Annotated in this window: 21 protein-coding genes; 15 read left to right on the top strand and 6 right to left on the bottom strand. The window is 38.4% G+C overall.

All coding sequences use genetic code 11. The annotated features are described in order from the left end of the window. Positions 1–15 precede the first annotated feature (15 nt). Together H561_RS0112915 and H561_RS0112910 are read left to right on the top strand one after the other, a co-directional pair. The gene (locus H561_RS0112915) at positions 16–993 is read left to right on the top strand and encodes an aminodeoxychorismate synthase component I (protein WP_027387397.1); all 978 of its coding nucleotides are present in this window, start codon (positions 16–18) and stop codon (positions 991–993) included. After that, complete coding sequence (locus tag H561_RS0112910; protein WP_027387396.1) at positions 977–1603, top strand: aminotransferase class IV; 627 nt, start codon at positions 977–979, stop codon at positions 1601–1603. The genes H561_RS0112915 and H561_RS0112910 overlap by 17 nt, the downstream gene beginning before the upstream one ends. Here H561_RS0112910 and menD read toward each other — a convergent pair. Beyond that, entirely contained in the window at positions 1600–3276 is a 1677-nt protein-coding gene (menD, locus tag H561_RS0112905; RefSeq protein WP_027387395.1) for a 2-succinyl-5-enolpyruvyl-6-hydroxy-3-cyclohexene-1-carboxylic-acid synthase, read from the bottom strand. The genes H561_RS0112910 and menD overlap by 4 nt on opposite strands. Positions 3277–3360: 84 nt before the next feature. Here menD and H561_RS0112900 point away from each other — a divergent pair, with 84 nt between their 5' ends. Continuing rightward, positions 3361–4311: an isopenicillin N synthase family dioxygenase gene (locus H561_RS0112900; RefSeq protein WP_027387394.1), complete on the top strand. Its 951-nt coding sequence runs from the start codon at positions 3361–3363 to the stop codon at positions 4309–4311. Positions 4312–4967: 656 nt separating this feature from the next. Next, positions 4968–5132, top strand: coding sequence for a bacteriocin-like protein (locus tag H561_RS24180; RefSeq protein ID WP_170207314.1), 165 nt, complete (start codon positions 4968–4970; stop codon positions 5130–5132). Between the two features lie 96 nt (positions 5133–5228). Here H561_RS24180 and H561_RS0112890 read toward each other — a convergent pair whose 3' ends face one another. Further along, positions 5229–6275: a PA0069 family radical SAM protein gene (locus tag H561_RS0112890; RefSeq protein ID WP_027387393.1), complete on the bottom strand. Its 1047-nt coding sequence runs from the start codon at positions 6273–6275 to the stop codon at positions 5229–5231. Positions 6276–6402: 127 nt separating this feature from the next. Further along, the gene (locus H561_RS0112885; RefSeq protein WP_027387392.1) at positions 6403–6597 is read right to left on the bottom strand and encodes a hypothetical protein; all 195 of its coding nucleotides are present in this window, start codon (positions 6595–6597) and stop codon (positions 6403–6405) included. A 167-nt stretch (positions 6598–6764) separates the two neighbouring features. On the opposite strand from H561_RS0112885, the gene H561_RS0112880 reads away from it, so the two are divergent. After that, on the top strand, positions 6765–7109 hold the full coding sequence (locus H561_RS0112880; RefSeq protein WP_027387391.1) for a hypothetical protein: 345 nt from the start codon (positions 6765–6767) through the stop codon (positions 7107–7109). 17 nt (positions 7110–7126) lie between these two features. Here the strand turns inward: H561_RS0112880 and H561_RS0112875 are convergent, their stop codons facing one another. Both H561_RS0112875 and H561_RS0112870 read right to left on the bottom strand, forming a co-directional pair. Next, positions 7127–9802 (bottom strand): hypothetical protein, encoded by a 2676-nt coding sequence (locus H561_RS0112875; RefSeq protein ID WP_027387390.1) that lies wholly within the window; start codon positions 9800–9802, stop codon positions 7127–7129. Positions 9803–9826: 24 nt separating this feature from the next. Further along, positions 9827–10624 carry a DUF2797 domain-containing protein gene (locus H561_RS0112870; RefSeq protein ID WP_027387389.1) on the bottom strand — a complete coding sequence of 266 codons (798 nt, stop codon included), beginning with the start codon at positions 10622–10624 and terminating at the stop codon, positions 9827–9829. An 88-nt stretch (positions 10625–10712) separates the two neighbouring features. Here H561_RS0112870 and H561_RS0112865 point away from each other — a divergent pair, with 88 nt between their 5' ends. The 9 genes from H561_RS0112865 to H561_RS0112825 all read left to right on the top strand — a co-directional run bounded on the left by H561_RS0112865 (position 10713) and on the right by H561_RS0112825 (position 25144). Next, a complete protein-coding gene (locus tag H561_RS0112865) occupies positions 10713–11735 on the top strand; it encodes a GDP-mannose 4,6-dehydratase (protein WP_027387388.1) in 1023 nt (340 codons plus the stop codon). 142 nt (positions 11736–11877) lie between these two features. Further along, positions 11878–12099, top strand: coding sequence for a DUF2795 domain-containing protein (locus H561_RS0112860; protein WP_027382805.1), 222 nt, complete (start codon positions 11878–11880; stop codon positions 12097–12099). 123 nt (positions 12100–12222) lie between these two features. Further along, a complete protein-coding gene (gene secA, locus H561_RS0112855) occupies positions 12223–15297 on the top strand; it encodes a preprotein translocase subunit SecA (RefSeq protein WP_027387387.1) in 3075 nt (1024 codons plus the stop codon). 149 nt (positions 15298–15446) lie between these two features. Next, a complete protein-coding gene (locus H561_RS22445; RefSeq protein ID WP_051349371.1) occupies positions 15447–17615 on the top strand; it encodes a TonB-dependent siderophore receptor in 2169 nt (722 codons plus the stop codon). A 17-nt stretch (positions 17616–17632) separates the two neighbouring features. After that, on the top strand, positions 17633–18853 hold the full coding sequence (locus tag H561_RS0112845) for a PepSY-associated TM helix domain-containing protein (protein WP_228372268.1): 1221 nt from the start codon (positions 17633–17635) through the stop codon (positions 18851–18853). After that, entirely contained in the window at positions 18853–20970 is a 2118-nt protein-coding gene (locus H561_RS0112840) for a TonB-dependent receptor (RefSeq protein WP_027387385.1), read from the top strand. The genes H561_RS0112845 and H561_RS0112840 overlap by 1 nt, the downstream gene beginning before the upstream one ends. A 48-nt stretch (positions 20971–21018) precedes the next feature. After that, positions 21019–22230 (top strand): PepSY-associated TM helix domain-containing protein, encoded by a 1212-nt coding sequence (locus tag H561_RS0112835; RefSeq protein WP_027387384.1) that lies wholly within the window; start codon positions 21019–21021, stop codon positions 22228–22230. Between the two features lie 86 nt (positions 22231–22316). Next, complete coding sequence (locus H561_RS0112830) at positions 22317–23285, top strand: ROK family protein (protein WP_027387383.1); 969 nt, start codon at positions 22317–22319, stop codon at positions 23283–23285. 146 nt (positions 23286–23431) lie between these two features. Continuing rightward, a complete protein-coding gene (locus H561_RS0112825) occupies positions 23432–25144 on the top strand; it encodes a helix-turn-helix domain-containing protein (protein WP_027387382.1) in 1713 nt (570 codons plus the stop codon). Positions 25145–25147: 3 nt separating this feature from the next. Here H561_RS0112825 and H561_RS0112820 read toward each other — a convergent pair whose 3' ends face one another. Then, on the bottom strand, positions 25148–25423 hold the full coding sequence (locus H561_RS0112820; protein ID WP_027387381.1) for a hypothetical protein: 276 nt from the start codon (positions 25421–25423) through the stop codon (positions 25148–25150). 303 nt (positions 25424–25726) lie between these two features. Between H561_RS0112820 and H561_RS0112815 the strand changes: the two genes are divergently transcribed. After that, positions 25727–25921 carry a hypothetical protein gene (locus H561_RS0112815; RefSeq protein ID WP_155845792.1) on the top strand — a complete coding sequence of 65 codons (195 nt, stop codon included), beginning with the start codon at positions 25727–25729 and terminating at the stop codon, positions 25919–25921. Positions 25922–25989 lie beyond the last annotated feature (68 nt).

Here is a 25989-nt window from a genome sequence, read left to right as displayed (position 1 = left end):
AATTACTTTTGCAGGATGTTTTCAGTGAAACAACAAAAATTTATTGAAATGGACGAACTTTCTCTGCAGAAGGTTCCCTTTTTCTTCATCATCGATTTTCCGGCAGAAAATATTGAAATTTTCAGACAAGACGAAATTGCAGATTCCGGCTTACTGATCGATTTTGAAAATTTTTCAAATGCAGAGCATCAGCATACACTGCTTAAAAATATTGAATGGAAATCCTATCCCGAAACCTTGGAAAGGTTCAGAGAAGGATTTGATAAAGTTCAGAAAAACATTCATCTCGGAAACTCCTATCTGGTCAATTATACCCGTAAAACCAGGATTGAAACGAACTTAACCCTTGAAGAAATATTTTTACATTCGAGTGCAAAATATAAAGTTTTTTATAAAGATTTTTTTGTATTTTTTTCTCCTGAAACTTTTGTAAAGATCATTGACGGAAAAATCCTGACCTATCCTATGAAGGGTACCATTGATGCCGCTCTTGAAAATGCTGCAGAAACGCTGAAAAACGACAGAAAGGAAAAAGCAGAACACTACACTGTCGTAGACCTGCTGCGAAATGATCTGAGCATGGTGGCAGATGAGGTAAAGGTTGATAAATTCCAGCATATTGAGCTTATCAGAACCCGGCAAAAGGATTTATATGCCATGAGTTCGGAAATTTCAGGAAATATAAAACCGGAATTTGACGGGAAAATAGGAAGCATAATGCAGAAGCTTCTTCCGGCAGGCTCTATTTTAGGAGCTCCAAAGCCTAAAACCCTTGAAATCATCCTGGAAGCGGAAGGATATGAGAGGGGCTTTTACACAGGAGTCTGTGGCTGGTTTGACGGCCAAAATGTTGACAGCTGTGTCATGATCCGGTTTATAGAAAAAGAAGGTGATGAACTTTATTTTAAAAGCGGCGGCGGGATCACCCATATGAGCACGTCAGAAGACGAATATCAGGAAATGAAAAATAAAATTTATGTCCCAATTTATTGAAAGCATTAAAGTAGAAGATCAGGAAATTTTTTTATCGGGATTTCATCAGAAGCGTGTAGATCAGACTTTCACCCATTTCGGGAAAGAAGGCTCAATAGACCTTGCCAAGATCTATAAACATCTGGAACATGATGAAGATGGACTTTACAAATTAAGAATTGTTTACGATCTTGATAAGAAAGTGCGTACCCAGATGATTCCCTATGCCATTCCGGAAATACAGGATTTCCAGCTAGTGGAGAATAACAGCTATGACTATTCCTTCAAATTTGAAGACCGGAAAGAACTGGAAAAAATGAAAATGAAGTCCAAAGCTGAGGAAATCATCATTGTTAAAAACAACCATATTACAGATACTTCTTATTCCAATCTCCTGTTTTTAAAAGGGAAAGAATGGTATACGCCGTCCACTTACCTTCTGAACGGAGTGCAGCGGCAGCACCTTCTGAAACAGAAAAAAATCAAAGAAACCGAAATCAGCTTACAGAACATCAAGCAGTTTTCTCATTTTCAGATCATTAACGCGATGAATGATTTCAATGAAAATTTTATTTATCCACTTGATAAGATCATCAATCTGCCCGGAAATGAAGAATATTCTATCCTCTAACTTTCTTTCATAAATTCAAAATACGCTTTCTGTACTTCTGCATTGTTTTTCCCGCAGGTATTGATCTCCAATATTTTAGGAAGAACATCAGGCTTAAAGAAATTTTCCAGAACCCGGTCTAGCGAGGCCTCTTCATCTACTTTCGTATAGGAAAATCCGAAATGTTTGGCAAGATGTTCTGCATTTTTGTGATGCTTGGTGGCGATAAATTCATCCAGCGCATTAGGGTTGGCATTTCCCGGACCCGGAATGATCTTGAAGATATTGCCTTCTCCGTTATTGAAAATCATAATTCTTACAAACGGAGGAATATACTGGTTCCAAAGGCCGTTAATGTCATAGAAAAAGCTTAAATCTCCCGTGATGAGCAAAGTCGGGTCAGCATTTTTAATGGCAAATCCCATGGCGGTAGAAGTTGAACCGTCAATTCCGCTCGTTCCCCGGTTGCAGTAGATTTTTCTTTTGCCGTAATCAAAAAGCTGGGCATATCTGATCGCTGAACTGTTACTGAAATGAATGTTATAATGTTCAGGAATCGTCTGTGAAGATTTATGGAAGAAATAAAAATCGGAAAACCCGACAGTATTCAAAAACTGTTCATGTTTTGCATCTTTTTTATCTTTTAAAACATCCCAGAGATTGAAATACGGCCTCGGCTCCAGATTAATGAATTTCAATAACTTAGTAAAGAAAATTTCGGGCCTGATTTCTATTTTTTCGGTCAGGGCAAAATAGGTATCCGGCTGCCAGACTTCATCCAGGTGCCAGTGCTGTTTCGGCTTGGCAATTCTTAAAAACTGCTTTACTTTTTTAGACACTACGTTCTGCCCTACCGTAATCAGTAAATCCGGCGCATACGTTCTGTAATCTTCTTCTGTAAAATTAAAAATATAGCGGTCAATATGCCTGAAGAACTTTTCATGATACAGATTGGAATTGGCTTCACTCAAGACCACAACAGAATGGTTTTTAACCAGCTGGGTCAATTGATTTTCCAGTTCAGGACTGTAATCCCTGGTTCCAACCAGAATCATAATCCGCTGGGACGTATTCCAGTCAGCTACAAGGTTCGACGGGATTTCATAGTCTTTCTGTTTGATTGTCTTTTCCACGGTAGGAAAAGTCGGAAGCTCAGAAATCAGCTCATACAAAGGTTCTTCCAGAGGAATATTGATATGAACGGGGCCCTGCTTTTCAAAACAGAGCTCGATGGCTTTTTTAAGGGTATCAAAGTTAAGATCTTCTGCATTTTCCCGGCTGTCTTCCAGCAGTTGGAAATCCCCGTAGGAATGCTGATGAAAAAGATTCTGTTGCCTGATCGTTTGTCCGTCAAAAATATCCACATAATCAGCAGGCCGGTCTGCAGTTAATATCAAAAGCGGAATATTCGAATAAAAAGCCTCCGTAACTGCAGGATAATAATTGGCCGCCGCGGAACCGCTGGTACAGGTAATAGCCACCGGTTTTTTATGGCTCATTGCCATTCCCATTCCTACGAAAGCCGCACTTCTTTCATCTACAATACTGAAACAGTTGAAACCATCGATTTCCGAAAAATGAATCGCCAGAGGGGCATTCCTGGATCCCGGGGAAATGATAATATCTGAAATTCCATACTGCTGAAGAAGGTGTGCCAATATCTGAATACTTCTTTTGGAAGAATATTTTTTCATAGGGCAAATTTAATTTATAATACCTGACATAAAAAAGAATTTAATTTAAAAAATGTAATTTAGCACTACGTAAAATTTCTATAAATGGACAAAATACCTAGTGTAGACCTGCGTGATTTCCTTTCGGGTGACCCGGAACGCAAACAGAAATTTGTAAATGAAATCGGAAAAGCTTATGAAGAAATTGGTTTTGTAGCCTTAAAAGGCCATTTTCTTGATGATCGATTGGTGGATGAACTGTATGAAGAAGTTAAAAACTTTTTTGAATTACCCACAGAAACGAAACAGAAGTACGAAATTCCAGGAATTGGAGGACAGAGAGGCTATGTAGGATTTGGCAAAGAAACGGCAAAAGGCTTCAAAAAAGGAGACCTGAAAGAATTCTGGCATTTCGGGCAGTATGTATCCGAGGATTCAAAATACAAAAAAGAATATCCTGACAATGTAGCGGTTGAAGAACTTCCAAAGTTCAACGAGGTAGGGAAAGAAGCCTATCAGATGCTGGAAAAAACCGGACAGTATGTTTTGAGAGCTTTAGCATTATATTTAGGGCTGGATGAATTTTATTTTGACGATAAAATTGCAGAGGGAAATTCTATTTTAAGACCGATCCATTACCCTCCGATCACCCAGGAACCGGACGATGCGGTAAGGGCAGCAGCTCATGGCGATATTAACCTCATTACGCTTCTGATGGGTTCTCAGGGAAAAGGCCTCCAAGTCCAGAACCACAAAGGAGAATGGATCGATGCGATTGCAGAACCGGACGAGCTGATGATCAACGTTGGGGATATGCTTTCAAGGCATACGAACAATAAGCTGAAATCAACAATCCACCGGGTCGTTAATCCTCCGAAAGAATTGTGGGGAACTTCAAGATATTCCATCCCTTTCTTTATGCATCCGGTAAGCTCTATGTCATTAAATGCACTGGAAAACTGCGTGGACGAAAATCATCCGAAACTGTATGAAGATACAACCGCCGGAGCATTCCTGCATGAACGGTTAATTGAGCTGGGACTGATTAAGAAATAATAAATAAAAAGTCAATAATTGATTCATCGTTTATTTAGTGATAAGGATCAATTATTGACTTTAATTTTAAAGCACAGGCTGATAGGTCCTGTAATAAGAAACAATATACATTATACCGGCATTAGATCTTTCAATTTTTAACATCAATATTATTTAATGGTTATTATTAACCTGTAATGCAGTAAAATTCCGGACAGGGAGTTGACTGTATAATAGTTCCCCACGGACAGATACACGTATAAGAAGCTCCGCCGCCGGGGTTACCGCCTCCTCCATTTCCCGGATCGGTATATGAAATACATCTTCCGCCTGAACAAATCTGATTACCTACACAGCCGCCTGTTCCCGGGCCTCCGCCTTCAAAACAATATGCCGGATTATCACCTGCTGAAATTCTTTTTTTGTCTTCTCTTGACAGTCTTCCTGTGATGTTTCATAGTTTTTATGTTTAATATTCCTTATTCTGTAAACTTTTCGGATAACGCTTCTGGTTATTTAAAGTTAAAACATATCATATTAACAATCAAATTTTTAACTGATTTTATTCACCAAATATTCAAATCAATAAATTTTATTTAAAAAATATACCACAACAGTTTGACATATGCCTTTTTTAATTATCTTTACAGTAATATCAAAATTTTAATTAAAACAATATGAAAAATCTAAAAAAGCTAAACAAAAGCCAGTTAAAAACCATTACAGGAGCAGGAGGTATTAAAACACTTCCGGAACCGGATTTTTGTATGTATGCATGCGGAAACGTAGTAATCTGTGCAACCTGCAGTGATGATTTCAAATGCCCGGATGACAGCATATAAGCTGTTCTGCAAATCATAAGAAAGCCGCTCCCAAAAGGAGCGGCTTTTGTTTACAAGATATCTTTATTAAAATTATATAATCTGTGAGAATCGGTATTATTCAAACAACCTTAGCTGCTGATCTTTTGATCCCGTAAAATTGGCCGTTGATAATTTCGGGAACTCTTTGCTGTCGAAGAATTTTTTTCTTCCGATTTTAAAAGTATTATGGATCATTTCAGCGATATTTCCATCTCCTTTCTGCCGGTCAAAATATCTTTTTTCCCCCAGTTTTCCTCCGCGCATAGAGCAGATTAAGTTCAGCACTTTCTGGGCACGGTCGGGATAAGCACTTTCAATCCACTGGACAAAGACCGGTTCAACGGTATCATTCAATCGTACTAACGTATACCCGAAGCTTTGTGCACCTGCATCGGAAATCGCTTTTAAAATAGCTAAAGGTTCATCACTGTTGAGCCCGGGAATAATCGGTGCTACCATAACATTCACCGGAATTTCGTTTTCGGATAGAATTTCTATAGCTTTTAGTTTATTTCTTGCAGAGCTTGTTCTAGGCTCCATTTTTCTTCGCAGCTCTTCATTAATGGTGGGAATACTCAGAGAGACGGAAACCAGATTTTGTTCTGCCATCGGTTTTAAAAGGTCAAGATCCCTTAAAACCATAGCATTTTTGGTCAGGATGTGAACAGGATGCCTGTAATCGAGGCAAACCTTCAGGAGATTGCGGGTAATTTCAAATTGACGTTCCGCAGGCTGATAACAATCGGTATTTCCGGAAAGTAAAATCGGGGCCGGCTGATAACGCTTTTTCTGAAAAAATTTTTCCAGAAGTTCCGGTGCATTTTTTTTGACCATGATCTTTCTTTCAAAATCGATTCCCGCGCTGTATCCCCAGTATTCATGAGTCGGCCTTGCAAAGCAATAGGAACAACCGTGTTCACAACCCTGATAGGGGTTCATCGAATATTCCATCGGCAAATCCCCGCTTTTTACCTGATTGACAATGGTTTTCGGAAACACCTCGGTGAAAGATGTTTTTACCGTTTCAAAATCTTCATCTTCAGGCTCATAGGCATACCGCTCGAAACGGTTGACTACATTTCGCTGAGCGCCCTGACCTTTTATGATATTTTCATCCTGCATATAAAGAGGTAAAGATAGAAAGGCACATTTATAAAGCAATACATTTTAACATCAAATTTTCCACAAAAAAAATCCATCACCATAATGGTGTGGACTAAAATGCGATCCTATTTATTTCTTCTTACTGCTATTTCAGTGCATAGAACTCAACTCCATGATATTCATCCTCGTAGGAATCTTTATCAAAATGCCTGTAATAATCCGAGTAAGTATCATTATACTTCTTATCCTTTTTATTTAATATCTTCTTAATTCCGATAATGCTTAATACTGCCAAAAGACCGACTCCTCCTGCCAGTAAAACTCCGACTTCTTTTTTCATATTTCGTCTGATTTATTAATTTTTCTATTGCAAAAAGCATACCCAACAGATGACAGCTATTATAAATTTTGTTAACACGCAATTGAGCCGGGATTAATATGACAGACAAATACCACATTACGGTGGATCTGGTTTAATTATTGTATCTTAAATAAAAAAATAAGATTATGGAAGGACACATCGATAAAATGACGACATTAAGTCAGGTTATGACAAGACTTGCTCAAAGAGGAATCCACAGGGAATTCAGAATGAATGAAAATTGCGAAATGAAACTTGAAAATTCTGATAAAACATATGAACCGTCTGAACTGACTATTATTAAGACCTACCGTTTTGAAGGTCCCAGCAGCCCGGACGATAATGCTGTTCTCTATTTAGTAAAAGACACCAGTGGAAACATGGGGATGATTATTGATTCATATGGAGCTGAAAGCAATTATCCAAAAGAGTTTGACGGATATCTAAGAAAAATTCCAATTCTGGAAAGTGACGAATTTGATTTTGATTAATAAATATAAACCCGGGATTATTCAGTCGCGGGTTTTTCTTTTTTGTTGAATACTTTATTCAAAAACCCTTTTTTCCCTGCAGGCTGTGCCGGTTTGTTTTCTCCCTCCGATTTCTTTTTGATCTCATCACCGATTTCCTTTACAGACTGTTTTACTTCATTGGCATCTTTTTTCGCCTCCTGCACTTTGGTCTTAGCATTATCAACCGTTTTCTTTGCCCCCTCTATATTAATTCCGATTAAAGTTTTCTTTAATCCCTGCTCAATTCCTTTCCAGAACATATTAAAGAATGATTTGGTAGGATCCCTTTCCACATCTTCCACTTTCACATCTTCAGGAAGTTTTCCTGAATCTGATTTTACCAGTAAATTGGCTACAGCTGAAAGAAAACCATTTTTCCCATTGTTTTCCTTATCCAGAATAGTTACTTTCAGATCTTTGTGCTTAAGGTTGAAATTACCGTTCAGTCCTTTAGGATTACCTCTGAAGTTGAAAAGCATTTCCTGGATGGTGCCCGTAGCAGTTACATGCAGATAAGGACGGATAAAAGGATTGATTCCCCGTGCGGGAAGATTGGTTGCTCTGCCTGAGATCGTAAAAACGTCCCGTTGGTCTGCCACATCAAAATTCCAGTTTACAGTAAGCGGCGCAAGATCCATGAATGAACAGTTGATCTTAATATCAACCCTCGTCGGCTTGCCTTTCATTTTTGCGGAGTTCAGGTTTTTAACATTCATATTAAAGTTACTAAATGTAAGTTTACCCGGACCTGCACTTTCCGGAGTATCCTCTTCATACACCAGCTTTGAATCTTTTAAGTTAAGGGTACCGACAACCATCGGAATCTTAATGGACCGGAGCAATCTTGAATACAACGGTTTTTCTTTGGGATCGTCTTTAGGTATTTTACTCCTGAAAATATTGGCATCGGCAGACTGAATGGTTACCTGGGAAGCATTAATGGATTTCTGATCTGAAAACAAATCCCATCTCCCGGCTGCAATAATCTGGCGGGCTTTGATATCATAGAGATCCCTTTCCACAGGAATCATCCGGATAAACTCGGCTCTTGAGACTACAGGTATCATTGCAAAATTGCTGATCTGGGCATTTTTTTCATTAAGCTTTAAAAAGCCTGCAGACATCTTGTAAAACCGTGTTTTATAAAGGAAGTTTTTTGTGGTAAGAAGATAATTCTTCACATTTACAGCCATCCCCGAATTATCTTTTTTTGAAGTAAGCCGGATGTCATTAGCTGTAGCATTAAGCCCGCTCAGGCTCAACGGCTGGTTATCTTTATCATATGTGAGATCTGAATTCCTCACAGTAACCTTTCTTACAATGACCGGAAATTGTATTCCGCTGAGGTCACCCTTTTTATTGTTTTTAATGTCGCCTGCTTTAATCGTTCCTTTAACTCTGTCAACCAGGACATCTTTGACATCCAGATGGAGCTTTTTATCTATGAACTCCCATTTATTGATATTAAAACCAATAAACCCGGCAGTAAGATCCATTGATGTTTTTCCTCCTGAAGAACCATTGGGCATGATGGTCACATTCCTTATTTGTCCTTTTCTAGGATTTAAACTCAGGGTTTTAATATTAAAATCCTGATGATTGGAATATAAAATATCACTCCCTGATACCTGGAAATTTTTATAGTCTACGGGAATAAGTTCTTCCCTGGTTTCTTTATCAAATCTCAGCGCATTGACATTAACATTAAGATTTTTAGCATATAAAAGCTTTTTTCCATCAGGTTTCATTACCTGAACAGTCCCGTTGATAAGCCGTAGATCTTCAAGGCCAAGTTCAAAATCAGAAGGTTTTTTAATTTTTACAGGAGCTGCATTAGTGGTGTATACTAAAAAATCAGGATTATAAAAATTAGCATGGGAAAGCGTTACCTTATTCTTTTTCAGTTCTACATCTTGAAATTCCATTTTTTTAACGGCAAACTGAAAAAGCTTTGTTTTCTTGGGATAATATTTTTTAAACTGATCAAAGGTAAGCACCGGGACAAGCTGGAAGTCATTAATTGACACCTGCCCGTTCGAAGTCTGTATAGAATTAATCCGTAACGCATATACATTATCAGGACGTATAAAAAAATTTTTTCCTCTGATGCTGTACTTGTCAAAAATAACCGGAAGCTTATCTTCTCCCGATTCATCGTTAAGCTGCAGATTTTCCACGTAAAGATCGAGATCTTCAACGGATATGAGCTTTTGTTTTGTATGCCTGAAAATGCTGATATTCCCTTTGTTGATCCTGATATTCTCAATGAGTAAAGGATTTCTTTTTTGATCTGTTTTTTTATCAGCCGGCTTGGCAAGTATAATGTTTAAATCAGGTTTTGAAAGCAACAAATCAGATGAACTGATCTGTTTATTGAAGACAGCATCGTAAATTCCGAACCGGCTTATTTTCAGCGTATCAATAGTTCCCTGAAGACCTATAACATCAGTATTCTGAGGATTTTTGCTGTTTACCGTGATGCCTGTTGAAAGAATATTCCCGGACATGAGATCAACCTCCATAAGCTTATAGGAAACTTTATAATCCGTATTATTCTTAATATATTTTGGGAGCTGGGTTTTGAGCCAGATATTCAGTCCGAGATTGGCCAGCAGGACCAAGATAAGCACAACGCCAAGACCGATGTATATCTTTTTAACCCATTTTTTCATCCGTGATTTGGTGTTTAATAAAATTTAGTTTTTTATGTTTAATTCAACTACATATCCCTCATGCCCTCTTACATTTATAAAATCGCCGCCGCCGAAAGCAAGATACTGCCCTTTAATCCCGGTAAGCGTCCCGGTAAATTCAGGTCTTTTATCCAGTGTAAATGAAGTTACTTTCTCAGATTTTTCAAAAGGATAGTCAAACTTCCAGAGATTTTCGCCCTCACTGTAGAATTTCTGAAAATCTTCAGGGAAATATTCTTTAATTTTCCGCTGAAAGTCGGCAAGGTCGATGTCATCTTCCAGATCATCCTTGAGCATTTTCTTCCAGCTTGTTTTATCAGGAACATGCTGTTTAAGAGCCACCTCTATCATCCCTGCTTCATACCGGTTTTCCGTTCTTGCAATAGGCAGAGCAAAAGTCGCGCCCTGATCGATCCATCGTGTAGGAATCTGCGTATTTCTGGTAACGCCTACTTTTACTTCTCCCGTGTAAGCCAGATAAACGGTATGCGGCTGAAGCTGAATATGTTTTTCCACTTCCAGGTCCCGCTCTGCAATTCCCAGATGTGCGGTGGAGAGTTCGGGACGGATGATGGTCCCGCTTGCATAAGGGCTTTCAAAAAAACAGTTTTTGCAGAATCCCATTCTGTAGATCGGTTTATTCTCCTGACAGTTTACGCACTGAAAACCGGTATGTCTTATCGTCATTTCTTTTCCGAACAGTTCATTCATATGAATAAGGTCTCCTGAAAGATTAAGATAATATTGAATCGGTTCATCATTGAAGCTCGTCATTTTTAAAATTTGCCCTTGAAACTGCATATTAATTTTATATTACTTTTTAAAGTAAATTTACTGATTATATTTTTCACGAAGTAATTTATATTTTTGTGGGAAGAAAAACATTCGGATGAATTATCTTGTTACCGGAGGAAGCGGTTTTATTGGTTCCCACTTAGTTGAAAAATTGCTGAAAAAAGGACATTCTGTCATTAACATTGACAATTTTGATGATTTCTATGATTATCGCATAAAAATTAAAAATACCTTAGATTCTGTTCAGCATTTTTCAGATTTTGAGTTTTCTGATAAGGCAGAAGATATCCAAAATTTAATTTTCCTCACAAAATCTGAATCTTACCGTCTTTATTATCAGGACATCCGTGACAAAAAGGGACTGGAGGAAATATTCAAAAAACACAAGATTGATTTAATCATCCATCTGGCCGCATTGGCAGGCGTACGCCCATCTATTGAAAGACCTTTAGATTATGAGGAAGTCAACATCCGCGGAACACAGAACCTCTGGGAGTTAAGCAAAGACTTCCATATAAAAAAATTTGTATGCGCTTCTTCTTCGAGTGTTTACGGGAACAATCAAAAAATCCCTTTTTCTGAGACCGATGCGGTAGACCATCCAATTTCCCCCTATGCCGCAACCAAAAAATGCGGTGAAATTTTAGGGCATGCCTACCATCATTTATACCATATTGATATGATCCAGCTGCGGTTTTTTACGGTATATGGACCAAGGCAAAGACCGGATCTGGCCATTCATAAATTCACGAAATTAATTTCGGAAGATCGGGAAATCCCATTTTACGGTGACGGAACTACCGCCAGGGATTATACTTATATTGATGACATTATTGACGGCATTACAAAATCCATTACATATCTGGAAGAAAACTCCGAAGTATATGAGATTTTGAACCTTGGGGAAAGCCAGGTTATCACTTTAGAAGAAATGCTGTCAACCATAGAAAATGTTCTGGGAAAATCTGCCATCAGAAAAAATCTGCCAATGCAGGCCGGAGATGTGCTGAAAACCAATGCCGATATTACAAAAGCCAGGACATTAATCGGCTATAAACCTGACACCAACTTCCAAAATGGCATAAAAAAATTTATGGAATGGTTTTTGAGAAAATGACAACAATTGACCGGGCTTCACCGCTGTAACAACACCCCTGAGAGGCAGTGAATAAAAATTAATAAAAAGAATTGAAAATCAGGTATAAAAAAGCGAATAATATAAGCTATTTTTATACTTTTGCAAAAAAAATTAGAAAATTATGTACTGGACATTAGAATTAGCTTCCTATTTAAGTGACGCACCATGGCCAATGACTAAGGCAGAGCTTATCGACTATGCAATTAGAACTGGTGCACCTATGGAAGTAGTGGAAAACCTTCAGGCGATTGAAGATGAAGGGGAAATCTATGATGCGATCGACGAGATCTGGAGCGACTATCCTACGGACGAAGATTATCTTTGGAACGAAGACGAATATTAAGGGAAGCAATAAGCTTTAAGCCTCGCTTAGAGCTTTTTTGCCCTTTTCACATATCAAATTTACACGATAAGTGTTATTAAAAACGCTTAAAGGATATCATTTTAAGCATAAAGCAAAAAATTTATGAGTTTTTTAAACAAAGTTCTAAAAGGGTTTTTGGGAGACAAGAAAGCGCAGGACCTAAAAGAAGTAAAAAAAGTTGTAACAAAAATCAAAGCTGTTGAACCTGATATTCAGCAATTGTCTGATGACGGTTTGAGAGAGAAGACTGCTGAGTTTAAAGAAAATATCAAATCTGCAACCAGTAAAATCACAGCTCAGATAAAACAGATCCAGGAGCAGATAAAAAATTCAGAAAACGTTGACGAAAAAGAAGCGCTTTTCTCTAAAATTGAATCTCTTAAAAAAGAATCATACGAAGTTGAAGAAAAAGTCCTTCTTCAGATCCTTCCTGAAGTTTTCGCTTTGGTAAAGGAAACGGCAAGAAGATGGGCAGAAAACGGAGAAATCCGTATCAAAGCCGGCGATTGGGACAGACAACTGGCTGCCGCCGGAAAAGATTTCATTGAAATTCAGGGAGATACTGCGGTCTGGAAAAACTCATGGAATGCTGCCGGAACGCCGGTTGTGTGGGATATGGTGCATTACGATGTACAGTTTATCGGCGGGGTCATCCTTCACAGCGGTAAAATTGCCGAAATGGCTACCGGTGAAGGTAAAACCCTGGTAGGAACCTTACCTATTTTCCTGAATGCCCTTCCCGGAAGAGGCGTTCATGTAGTAACGGTAAACGACTATCTGGCAAAAAGAGACTCGGCGTGGATGGGCCCATTGTACCAGTTCCACGGAATGTCAATTGACTGTATTGATAATCACCAGCCGAACTCAGACGGAAGAAGAAGCGCTTATAATTCAGATATCACGTATGGAACCAATAATGAATTCGGATTTGATTACCTGAGGGATAATATGGTGACTTCACCTTCTGAACTGGTACAGAGAGAACTGAATTTTGCGATCGTGGATGAGGTGGATTCCGTATTGGTAGATGATGCCAGAACGCCGTTGATCATTTCCGGTCCGGTTCCCCAGGGAGACCGACAGGAATTCGATGTTCTTAAACCTTCCATCGACAGGATCGTTGAGGTACAGAAGAAAACCGTGTCTGCGATTTTTAATGAAGCTAAAAAATTGGTCGCGGCAGGAAAAAATAAAGAAGGAGGCTTTAAATTGCTTCAGGCCTACAGAGGCCTTCCTAAAAACAGACAGTTGATTAAATTCTTATCGGAAAGCGGAAACCGCGCTTTGCTTCAGAAAACCGAAGCTCAGTATATGCAGGACAACAACCGTGATATGCCGATTGTAGATAAAGACCTTTATTTCGTAATCGAAGAAAAGAACAATCAGGTTGACCTTACAGACAAAGGTGTTGAATACATGTCTCAGGGAAATGAAGATAATAATTTCTTCGTTCTTCCTGATATCGGGACCGAAATCGCCGAAGTTGAAGCCAAAAATTTATCTAAAGAAGAAGAATTTGAAGCTAAGGAAAAACTTTTTGCAGAGTTTGCTGAAAAGTCTGAGCGCGTTCATACGATGAGCCAGCTACTGAAAGCCTATACTTTATTTGAGAAAGATGATGAATATGTAGTCATTGACGGCGAGGTAAAAATCGTTGATGAGCAGACAGGCCGTATCATGGAAGGAAGACGGTATTCAGACGGCCTTCACCAGGCGATTGAAGCAAAGGAAAACGTAAAAATCGAAGCGGCAACACAGACTTTTGCTACCGTAACGCTTCAGAACTATTTCCGTATGTACAACAAGCTTGCGGGAATGACCGGTACTGCCGAAACAGAAGCCGGTGAACTTTGGGAGATCTACAAATTAGACGTTGTGGTAATTCCTACAAACCGTGCGATTTTAAGAAATGACAAACAGGATTTGGTTTTCAAAACCAACAGAGAAAAATATAACGCCGTAATTGAAGAAATTGAAAAATTAACAGCAGCAAAAAGACCGGTATTGGTCGGTACAACGTCTGTTGAGATTTCCCAGTTGTTATCAAAAGCATTACAGTTAAGAAAAATCCAGCACCAGGTACTGAACGCAAAACTTCACAAAAAGGAAGCGGAAATTGTAGCCGGAGCCGGACAGCCGGGTGTGGTAACCATTGCAACCAACATGGCGGGTCGTGGTACCGATATCAAGCTTACCAAAGAAGTGAAGGAAGCCGGAGGTCTGGCGATCATCGGAACAGAAAGACATGATTCAAGACGTGTTGACAGACAGTTGAGAGGTAGAGCGGGACGTCAGGGAGACCCGGGAAGTTCACAGTTCTATGTTTCTTTGGAAGACAACCTGATGCGACTATTCGGTTCGGAAAGAATTGCTAAAATGATGGACAGAATGGGTCATAAGGAAGGTGAAGTCATTCAGCACTCCATGATCAGCAAGTCGATTGAAAGAGCCCAGAAAAAGGTAGAGGAAAACAACTTCGGAACCAGAAAAAGGCTTCTTGAATATGATGACGTAATGAATAAACAGCGTGATGTTATCTATAAGAGAAGAAAGAATGCCCTGTTCGGAGACCACCTGAAATATGATATCACCAACATGATTTTCGATGTTGCGAATTCGATTGTCACCAAAGGAAAAGCAACCGGAAACTATAAGGATTTTGAATTTGAAGTTATTAAACACTTCACCATGGCTTCTCCGATTTCCGAAAGTGATTTCGGCAACAAGAATGTTCAGGACTTGACAAACATCCTGTTCAAGGCAGCGCAGGAAGATTATGAAATGAAGCTGAACCTGCTGAAAGAAAAATCATTCCCGATTATTGAAAACGTATATCAGAATCAAGGATCGATGTTTAAGATGATCCAGGTTCCTTTTACCGACGGGCACAAAACAATGACTATTGTTACCGATCTTAAGGAAGCATACGAATCACAGTGTGAAAGCCTGATTAATGATTTCGAAAAGAACATCACCCTATCGATTATCGATGAGAACTGGAAGCTTCACCTCCGCGAAATGGATGACCTGAGAAAATCTTCACAGGGTGCGGTTTATGAGCAGAAAGATCCGCTTGTGATTTACAAACAGGAATCTTTCCACTTATTCAGCGAAATGATTGACAAACTGAACAAAGAACTTATTTCATTCCTGTATAAAGGAGAAATTCCAGCCTAAGAAACACTGTTTTTATATACAAAACCGCTCTAGTACCGTCTGGAGCGGTTTTTTGTTATTCACCGGATATTAAATGTATGATAAATATCAATTCATTAATTTATTTAGAATAATTAAAAACAATATATTTGCAAAAAAATTAGCGTTTCATGAAAAATGTACTGATCTGCGCCTCTATGTTGGGTTCCATGCTAACCTTTGCTCAGGAGAAAGATACTATCAAATCTAATGATATTGAAGAAGTAATTGTTAATGGTAAATATTATAAAAAATATGTAGAAAAGGAAGGCTCATCTTCCTTACGTTTGAATGAAGAACTGATTAAGATTCCACAAAACATTTCAATAATTACCAACAGAGCTTTAGAAGATCAACAGGTTACTACAATTTCAGATGGCCTTTTAAGAAATGTTGCAGGAGCTCAAAGATTAGAACATTGGGGAGAAATGTACTCAAGAATCAACATGAGAGGTTCCAGAGCAGGGGCCTTTTTAAATGGTGTAAATGTAACTTCTAACTGGGGCCCACTATCCGAAGATATGAGTTATGTGGATCATATTGAATTTGTAAAAGGCCCCGGAGGCTTTTTAATGTCTGCTGGAGAACCAAGTGGAATCTATAATATTGTAACGAAAAAACCTACAGGAGATTCATTCAATGGTTCGGCAAGAGTTACATTGGGAAGTTTCGATATGTATAGAGCAGAAACGGATTTAGATACAAGAATTTCTAAAAAAGTTTCGGTTCGTTTAAATTTAATGGGTTCTCAAAAAAACAGCTTTAGAGATTATGAATTTAACAATAGATATATTGTAAATCCTTCAATAAAAGTAGAGCTTACTGATAAAACAACTTTAGTTGCAGAATATATCTACCAAAAAGCTAAAATGTCCGAAGTTGGCTCAGCTTATGTTTTCTCTACAAAAGGTTATGCTACAAGACCTGTAAACTATACACATACAGATCCGGGGATTATGCCATCAAATATAGAAGACCATACCGTAAATGTGAATTTGCAACATCAATTTAATAAAAACTGGAAATTAACAGCTCAGGTTACTTATCTTAACGATTACACTAATGCAAGTGATATTTGGCCAGATGCTGTAAATTCAGATGGAACAATGATTAGAAGACTTTCTTATTGGGAAGGTTCAAATATAATGAGATTCGGACAGGTTTACTTAAACGGTTATGAAAAGACAGGAAAAATTTCGCATAGAATTTTAGCTGGTTTAGATTTAGGGAGCAAAAAATATTTAGCAGATTGGGGTTATTCGCATGTTCTGGATTCAACACCATTTAACACTAATATTTTAACTTACCAACCTGTAACAAATGGTTATGGTTACGAAGAATGGATAGATCGTATCAACGGATCTCCTTTAAATCAAAGAGCAAACCCAGGAGGAACTATTGACCAAAATTATTCTGGAGTATATTTACAAGACGAATTAGGATTTTTAGAAGACAAATTACGTTTGACAGTTGCTGCAAGATATACTAATATCAAGCAAAACAATTATGGAGATACTTTCGAGGCAGACAAAGTTTCTCCGAGAGTTGGTTTAAGTTATTCTATTGATGACAACACTTCCGCTTATGCATTGTATGATCAATCATTCACTCCGCAATCCGGTTTATTTAGAGACGGATCTACTGCAAAACCTTTAACTGGAAACAGTTACGAAGTAGGATTAAAAAGAGATTGGTTAAATGGAAAATGGAATACTACTTTATCAATTTACAATATCCGAAAAGATAATGCTGTCAGTGCCGATCCTACAGATCAAACCTACAAATATTCAATTTTAGACGGAAAAACAGGTGTAAAAGGTGTAGAGTTTGATTTAAAAGGAGAAATAGTAAAAGGGTTTAATGCGATCTTCAATTATGCCTATACAGATAATGAATACAAAGAAGCTATAACTTATATCAATCCACTAACAAACACAATTGACATACTTCACAAAGAAGGAGATAAAGTTGCAGGTTATGCAAAACACACAGTAAATGGATGGTTAAATTATACATTTACAACTGGGACTTTAGAAGGATTCGGACTTTCTTTTGGTGGAACTTATTTAGCTGACAGAACATCCTGGACTTGGGATTCAACAGGAACAACAAAGCCAATGAACGATTATCTAAAATTTGACACAGGCGTTTCATGGGAAAATTCAAAAATACGTGTAAATCTGAACGTATTCAATGTTTTCAACAGATATTTATATTCAGGTGCAAACTATGGTGCATATTACTACTATCAGGCAGAAGCTCCAAGAAACTTCAGGCTTTCAGTAGGATATAAATTTTAATAATCAAAAGCTAGCCAATGGCTAGCTTTTTCAGTATGAGGAAGAAGCATCATCATAAAAAGAAACCTTCTTTTATAAAAAAATGGTCTGCCAAACTGCATCTGTGGTTTGGCTTATCCGTTGGTATCATTGTTTTTATTGTCTCTCTGACCGGAACGATGTATGTTTTCAAAGATGAGGTTCAGAATATTCTGAGAAAAGATGCCGTTTATGTAAAAGCTGAAACGATTACGCAGACGCCGCTTTCCATAGAAGTGCTTAAAGAAAAAGTCGCTTTGGAAGTCAATGAAAAATTTCCGGTCAGCTCGGTGGAAATTCCTTTGGACAAAAGCAGATCTTACGAATTTCTGTATTATGAAAAAGACAAACAGGCCTGGAATTATTTTAATGAGGTAAAGATCAATAAGCTGGTATATGTAAATCCTTACAACGGCCGGATCCAGGGGATTTATAATGAAAAGTATGATCTCTTTCCTATCCTGAAAGCCATTCACTGGAGTTTACTGTTGAAAGCAGACTGGGGAAAATATGTGGTCGGGATTCCTGTTGTCCTGTTTATCATCATGCTGATTACAGGAATTATCCTTTGGTGGCCGAAGAACAAAAAAATGCGTAAAGGACGCTTTTATTTTGACTGGAATAATGTAAAAACGTGGAAACGCAAAAACTATGACCTTCATAACGTTTTAGGATTTTACGCTTCATTCATTGGTCTGTTAATAAGCCTTTCGGGAATTTATTTTGCCTATCCGTGGGTAAAAAACGTATTCAATTTTACGTTATCCGGATCAGTTGAGCTTCCGAAAGAAAAAGAATTTAAATCGCCGGATTCATTAACGGCCAAAAACAATAATGTATATGATCTCGCAGCCCGGCAAACCCAAACTTTATACTCTGGATCTTCAAGTTTCAGGATTCCGTTAAACGGGAAAAACAAGAAGGGAAAAGAATTAAAAAATATTCCGGTCACCGTCTATGAAGAAGATGGGAAATTTGCCGTAAGAAACCAATTGGCTTTCGATAAATATTCAGGAAAACTGTTAGCAAACAGACCGCATCAGAAATTAACTTCCGCAGAAAAGTACGCCAATGCCAATTACGATATCCATACCGGTTCTTATTTCGGATTGACCGGAAAGATTATTTGGTTTATGGCAGGATTAATCTGTACCTCATTACCGGTAACCGGGTTTTTAGTCTGGTGGGGGAAAAGAAAAAAACAAGGAAAAAAAATATAATGAAAAAGGCTCTTTTATCAGTGGCTTGTCTGGGAACAGTTACTGCATTTGCTCAGGCTACAGACAGTTTACAGACCAAAAATGTAGATGAAGTAGTATTAACGGCGTCGAGAAAAAAAGAAAGTATTAAGGAAATCCCGGGATCAGTAACAATTGTGGGCAGAAAGCAGATTCAGTCTCAATTAACGGTTAACTCGGATATTACAAGCATTTTACAATATACGGTCCCGAGTCTCGCGACAAGTTCAGGACAGACCTCCAATACCGGGCAGACATTAAGGGGCCGCCAGGTATTGGTTCTCATTGACGGGGTTCCGCAGTCTACCCCGCTTCGTAACGGCGCAAGAGATATCAGAGCGATTGATCCTTCCGTCATTGAAAGGATTGAAGTGATCAAAGGAGCTTCATCAATCTATGGAAACGGTGCAGACGGCGGGATTATTAATTATATCACGAGAAGGAATACTTCCGATAAAAAAATTTCAGGGATTTCCCAGGTTGGCCTTACGGGACAGCCTTACGGCGGAACGTTGGGTTTCAGAGCCAGTCAGTTGCTCTCAGGAAGTTTTGCCGGAAAGTTTGATTATACAGCCTCATTCGCTTATGAAAGAACAGGTTATATGAAAGATGCTGACGGAACCTATTTAAGCCCTACCTACAGCCCGGCAAAGATGGATAATTACAACGGGATGCTGAAACTGGGTTATACCATCAACAATAATCAGAGGATTGAGGCCTCATACATTGGCTATGCCTCAAAATCAGATTTAAATCTAGGTCTGAAAACAGGAAAATACGGATTGATTCCAACGGTTGGCGAGGGCGAAGGAAAAAGCCTTGAAACCACGCCGCAGGGAACTCCGAGGAACCATAATTTTAAAATAAGCTATGACCATAAGGACCTTTGGAGAGGAACCTCGTTTAATATAAACCTTTATCTTCAGGACTTCCGGACGGTTTACGGGTACAGCGATACCTTCCTGAACGGCGGCCAGTCTAACGTGATTTCAAAGAAGAAAGGGGCCAGGATAAATTTTGACACCCAGTTATGGAACGTACAGAATTCCCAGGCTGAAGTGATCTATGGTGCTGATATCTTAAATGATCAGACGGTTCAGAAACTGGAAGACGGACGCTACTGGACACCGGATATGGACATGACGAATATAGCACCGTTCATGCTGGTAAAAATTGACCTGTTTAAAAAATTAATCCTTAAAGCAGGCCTTCGCTATGAAAATATGAAAGTAAAAGTAGGCGATTTTAATACCCTTTCCACCATTAAAAATGACGGAACCTTTACCAAAAGTATTTTTGTGACAGGCGGCGATCTGGAATACAATGCCCTGGTGGGAAATATAGGATTCCGTTACAATATCAATCCTGCCGTTAATCTTTTCGGGAGTTTTTCACAGGCCTACTCCATCAATGAACTCGGGAGAATTCTGAGGACCTCAACCTCTGATACCATCAACAACCTTGAAACAAAACCTATCATCGTCAATAACTATGAATTTGGGGCAACAGGGCAGATCAACCCTTGGATCAATTATGAATTAACTTCTTATGTGAGTACTTCAAAACTGGGTGCCACCTTCATCCAAAGTCCGGACAGAGCTTTAACCATTCAGAGGGCACCGGAAGTGGTGTACGGCGTTGAAGGGTTTTTGCATTTCACACCTGTTGAATGGCTCAGCTTCGGAGGCAGCTACAGCTGGATGGAAGGCATTACTTCCCCGAAGGACGACGGCGATTATTCAACAAAAATCAACAACAGCAGAATTTCCGCGCCTAAAGTACTGGCTTATATTCAAATAAAACCTGCAGACCATGTATCAGTAGGGCTGGATATGCTTCATGCTTTTGAACAGGACCGGTTTGAACCAAATGCAAAAACAGGAATGTATGTGTACGGCGAGGGCAGAATCCCGGATTATACCATTTTCAATTTGAGGTCGAGTTATGAAGTCAATAAAAACTGGAAATTTTCTATAGGAATTGAAAACCTTTTCAACAAGATGTACCAGCCGGCTATTGCCTGGTGGGCGGCCAGAGACAGTGATTTCACAAATGCCTTAGGCATCAGGGGCACATTCATGGCTGAATATAGATTTTAATTAATCTAAATAAAATTAAAGTTTATCTTTGCAAAAGTTTTTATCAGCATGAGAAAAAAGCATCACCATAAAAAGAAGCCCAGCGCATTTAAGAAGTGGACCGGAAAACTGCATTTGTGGTTCGGGCTGGGCATCGGGTTTCTGATCTTTATCATTTCCATTACCGGGGCTTTGTATGTTTTCAAGGACGAGATTGAAAACTTTACCAGAAAAGAGGTTATCTATCATAATGAACAGAATATCGATCAGAAGCAGGTTCTTCCGATCCGCACACTGGAAAAAGCCGTTGTGGAGCAGGTAAAAGAAAAATATCCTGTCCATTGGGTCAATATCCCGATTGATAAAAAGATGTCTTACCTTTTCTACTGGTACGAGCATGACCCGGAAGGCTGGAATTATTTTGATGAATTCCCGATCTATAAGGTGGCTTACGTGAATCCGTACAGCGGAAAAGTATTGGAGACCTATGATGAAAAGAACGGCTTCTTCCAGATCGTAAAAATGATCCACTGGAGCTATCTTCTGAAGCAGTCCTGGGGAACATATCTTGTGGGAATTCCGGTAATTATTTTCATGATCATGCTTATTTCCGGCATTATCCTCTGGTGGCCGAAAAATAAAGCGGCAAGAAAACAGCGCTTCTCATTCAAATGGCAGAACGTAAAAAGCTGGAAAAGGAAGAACTATGATCTTCATAATGTTTTAGGATTTTATGCTTCCATATTTGCACTTGTATTCTCCATTACGGGATTATTCTATGCATTTTTTGTGGTTCAGGCTGCCATCTACTTCATTTTCTCCGGCGGGAAAACCCAGTACCCCGACTTTTCATCGATTAAGACCAAAGCACCCATAGAACTGAGAACGGAAGGGACGCTTGATAAAATCAGCAATACGGTAAAGGCTAAATATCCGGATTCCTATGGATTTTCCATTGATCTGGGCCATCCACATATGGATGATCATGAGCACCCGAATTTTGAGGTATATGTAAAACATTTATCTTATTCTTATCATAAAAGCAGCAGCCTTATTTTTGATGAAAATTCCGGTGAGCTGCTTCACACCCATGATATGAAGGATAAAAATTTCGGTGAAAAAGCAGTCGGTGCCAACTATGATATCCATGTCGGGTCTATCTTAGGGCTTCCTACCAAGATCATCGCCTTCATCGTAAGCCTTATATGTGCCTCATTACCAGTAACCGGATTTCTGATCTGGTGGGGAAGAAGGAAAAAGAAAACGGTAAAACCTGCCTGAAAAAAAAATTCAATAATTATTTAGTTAATAATCCATTAATACAATCTTTTTTATAATTTTAACCTTTTAGAATTTTAGAATAGAAAATGTCATTAATCGATTTATCAAAAAACGTTGCCCTAGGAATTGACATAGGCGGCACGAATACCAAATTTGGAGTGGTCAACCACCGGGGTGAAGTTCTTGAAAAAGGAAATCTTCGTACAGATGCTTATGAAACTGTAGAACAGTATATCGATGCTTTGTATGAGAATATTTATCCGCTGATAGAAAAACACAGCAAAGAAAGAACGTTTGAAGGAATCGGCATCGGGGCACCCAATGGAAACTACTATACGGGAACCATTGAGCAGGCTCCGAACCTGCCATGGAAAGGAGTTATCCCTTTCGGGAAACTGATGACTGAAAAATTCAATCTGCGGTCTACGGTAACCAATGATGCCAATGCAGCCGCTTACGGGGAAATGCTTTTCGGAGCTGCGAGAGGAATGAAAGATTTCATCATGATTACCCTGGGAACAGGTGTGGGAAGCGGAATCGTTGCCAGCGGAAAGCTGATCTATGGACATGACGGATTTGCAGGGGAATTGGGACATACGATTGTAAAGCCAGGCGGAAGGAAACACTGGAGCACAGGATCTGAAGGTTCCCTTGAAGCTTACGCCTCCGCAACCGGAATCGCCATCACGGCAAAAAAAATGCGTGCTGAATTTCCTGAATCCATGCTGAGCCAGTTCCCGGAAGAGTCAATCAATTCTAAAACCGTTCATGAATGCGCTTTAAAGGGCGATCCTATTTCCATTGAAGTATTCCGGTATACCGGACAGAAATTAGGGGAAGCACTGGCCAATTTTGTCATGTTCTCATCTCCGCAGGCCATTCTTCTATTCGGCGGGGTAATAAAGGCAGGAGACTTTATTCTGAAGCCTACCAAACTGCATATGGAAAGGAACCTCCTTCCGATCTTCAGAAATAAGGTAAAACTGGTATTCAGTGAACTGGATGAAGCGGATGCGGCTATTTTAGGCGCAAGTGCTTTGGTCTGGGAAAATTAACTGAAAACTTATTTAAATAATATTAAGCATCCTAAAAAGGATGCTTTTTTATGCATTGAACCTTTTATTTTTATGTCCCTTCAATAAATATGAATGGTTAAATTATTTCAAGGAATGATTTTTATTACATTTGCCGGAAACAAACCATGATGAAATTTTTTCTTACGTTCCTGTTTTCCATAACCAGCTTGTTTTCATTCTCACAGACCCGGCAAGACATTGCACTGTATAAAAGCAAATTTTTTCTTTATCCTACCATCGGTACGGATAGCGCTCTGGTGTATGTAAATAAAATATTTTCATCAAAAGAGCCGATTGACCTTGCTTTTGCGTATACCGCGAAAAGACAGTTATTAACAGTGACCCATTCAAATTTTAACGATAAAGAATACGTAAACAATATCAACCGTTTTTTAAGAAAGGTTTCAGCCGCTGATAAAAATAATTACCGGGATTTATCTAATATCTACAATATTTTAGGAAATACAGATAAGGTTAATCTGAAGAACATAGAAGCATTAAAAAACTTTATAAAAGCTCATGAATTCGCCCAGAAGAATAGAGATATTCAGCAGATCATCAAGGTAAAAGGAAATCTGGCGACCATTAAAACCAACTTAAAGCGAACCGGCGAAGCTATTGCCGAAACGAAAGAAGTCTTATTGCTTTTAGAAAAAAATAAAAATTTATATCCTGAAGATTATTATCCGATTCTCTATGAAAATAACTTTTCTAATCTGGGGTTATTATACTTGAATACGTTTATCTCAGACCAGACACATTATAAAAAATATGCCGACAGTGCCCTGTCTAACTTCAATACCCTTCTCAAAACAACCAGAAACGCAAACCTTACCGCAACAACCTACTTAAAGCTTGGAACGCTGAATGAGCATCAATCAAAGTATAAAAAAGCAAACGACTATTATTTCAAAAGCCTGAAAATATATGACAGCCTGAAATTCAGGGAATACATCAATCAGCTTAAGTATAATATTGCTTCGACGTACTACGAATCCAATGATTTTAAAAATTCCAAAAAATATTTTCTTGATTTTACGAAGTCTTTAAACAAGGATTCAATCATCACCAATGAATATATCTTCAGCCAGAATTTTTTATCCGCAATCTATTTAAAGGAAGACAGGAAAGATTCCGCACAATATTATTCCGATCTTTTTATTAACCTGTATGAGAAAAAAAATGCCCATGAAAAAAATGACCTGGCCACCCTTTACAGGGAATTGCACAGGAAAGATATTAATGACGAGGTTATGAACCTTAAGGAGAAGATACATGCCCATGAAAAAAATACCCTGTTCTGGATTATGGTTTCCTGTATTATTCTGACAGTTCTTTCAGGAATTATTTATTATCAGATAAAAACAAGGAAAAATACAGTTGCCAATTTTCATAAAATTATCGAACAATATGAAGAGAAAAACACGATGGAAAGTATTGCAGGAAACTCTCTTTCAAATACAAAGCCATCGATTATACTAACGGACGAAAATGAAAAAAAAATACAGGACGGGCTTATCCGGTTAGAAAAAGAAAAATATTTTCTGAAACAGGAATATGATCAATACAGTGTCGCCAAAAAAATAGGAACCAATACAAGTTACCTGTCCAGCTTTATCAATAAACACAAAGAAATGTCGTTTGGAGATTACACCAATCAGCTGAGAATAGATCATATTGTCAATGAACTTATCGAAAATAAAAAGTTCCGTAATTATACGATCCAGTCTTTAGCAGAAATGACCGGATACAAAAACGGAACTTCATTTTCCAGAATTTTTAAAAGCTTAAAAGGCATTACGCCGTATCAGTTTATTGAACAGCTTAACAAAGAATGATTTTTAAGGCAAAACACAATATCCGGCCTGTAGCGGATGATCCCGATCCCACATACACTGAACCCACAACGGGTACAACGGGTCATCAATCGGTGGGGCTACCCCACAGGTCGTCTGCCCGGATCCGCCCCCACCTCCGGCAGCAGAACCTGAAGGCCCTCCGTCTGCGGGAGTCAGCGGTACATTCTTCAGTAAGCCGGCCATAATTTTTGAACATTTTTCCCTTGATAAGACAGATGCATGTTGCAATCTGCTTAAATCCGAATTGTTTTTATTCATTACGATAAAATTTAATTACTCGTAAAAGTAGATTTTACTTCCTCAGAATTATGCTTTTTTAGAGATGTGATTCTTAAAAAGAATTAATACATAATAATATTCTGAATTTCAATTGATTAAATTAAAAATTATAAATGATTATTTAGAAATAGTCACTTACAATTTCTATAAAATCAGTTTGTACATCATTTTTTTCCGTCAGATTACTCAATATTTGTCAAAGATTTCTTGCAAGAATCATCCGACAAAAATCTCAATTGTCTTAAAATGCTTGAGATATTATTTACTAAAAAATTAAACAGAATGAAAAATCTTAAAAATTTAAAAGGAATCAAATTACTGAACAGAGAGCATAAAAAAAACATCCTGGGAGGTATTGTAAAAGATAAGAATTTTGACTGCAAAGAGATCAGCTATTATTTAGGGGATACCAGCTGCCCTGAAGGATATAGCTGGAATTGCCACAAAAACCAATGCGTCAACGACATGGGCGGTTAAGATTTTACACAAAATTTAGTTAACCCATTCTCTATTAAAACCAGAAGCATTCAGATAATAATGTAAAA

The sequence above is a fragment of the Chryseobacterium gregarium DSM 19109 genome (genome assembly GCF_000430845.1).
GTDB classification, from domain to species: Bacteria; Bacteroidota; Bacteroidia; order Flavobacteriales; family Weeksellaceae; genus Chryseobacterium; species Chryseobacterium gregarium.
Note: the sequence above shows the minus strand (reverse complement) of the source record. Positions and strands in the feature narration are given on the sequence as shown.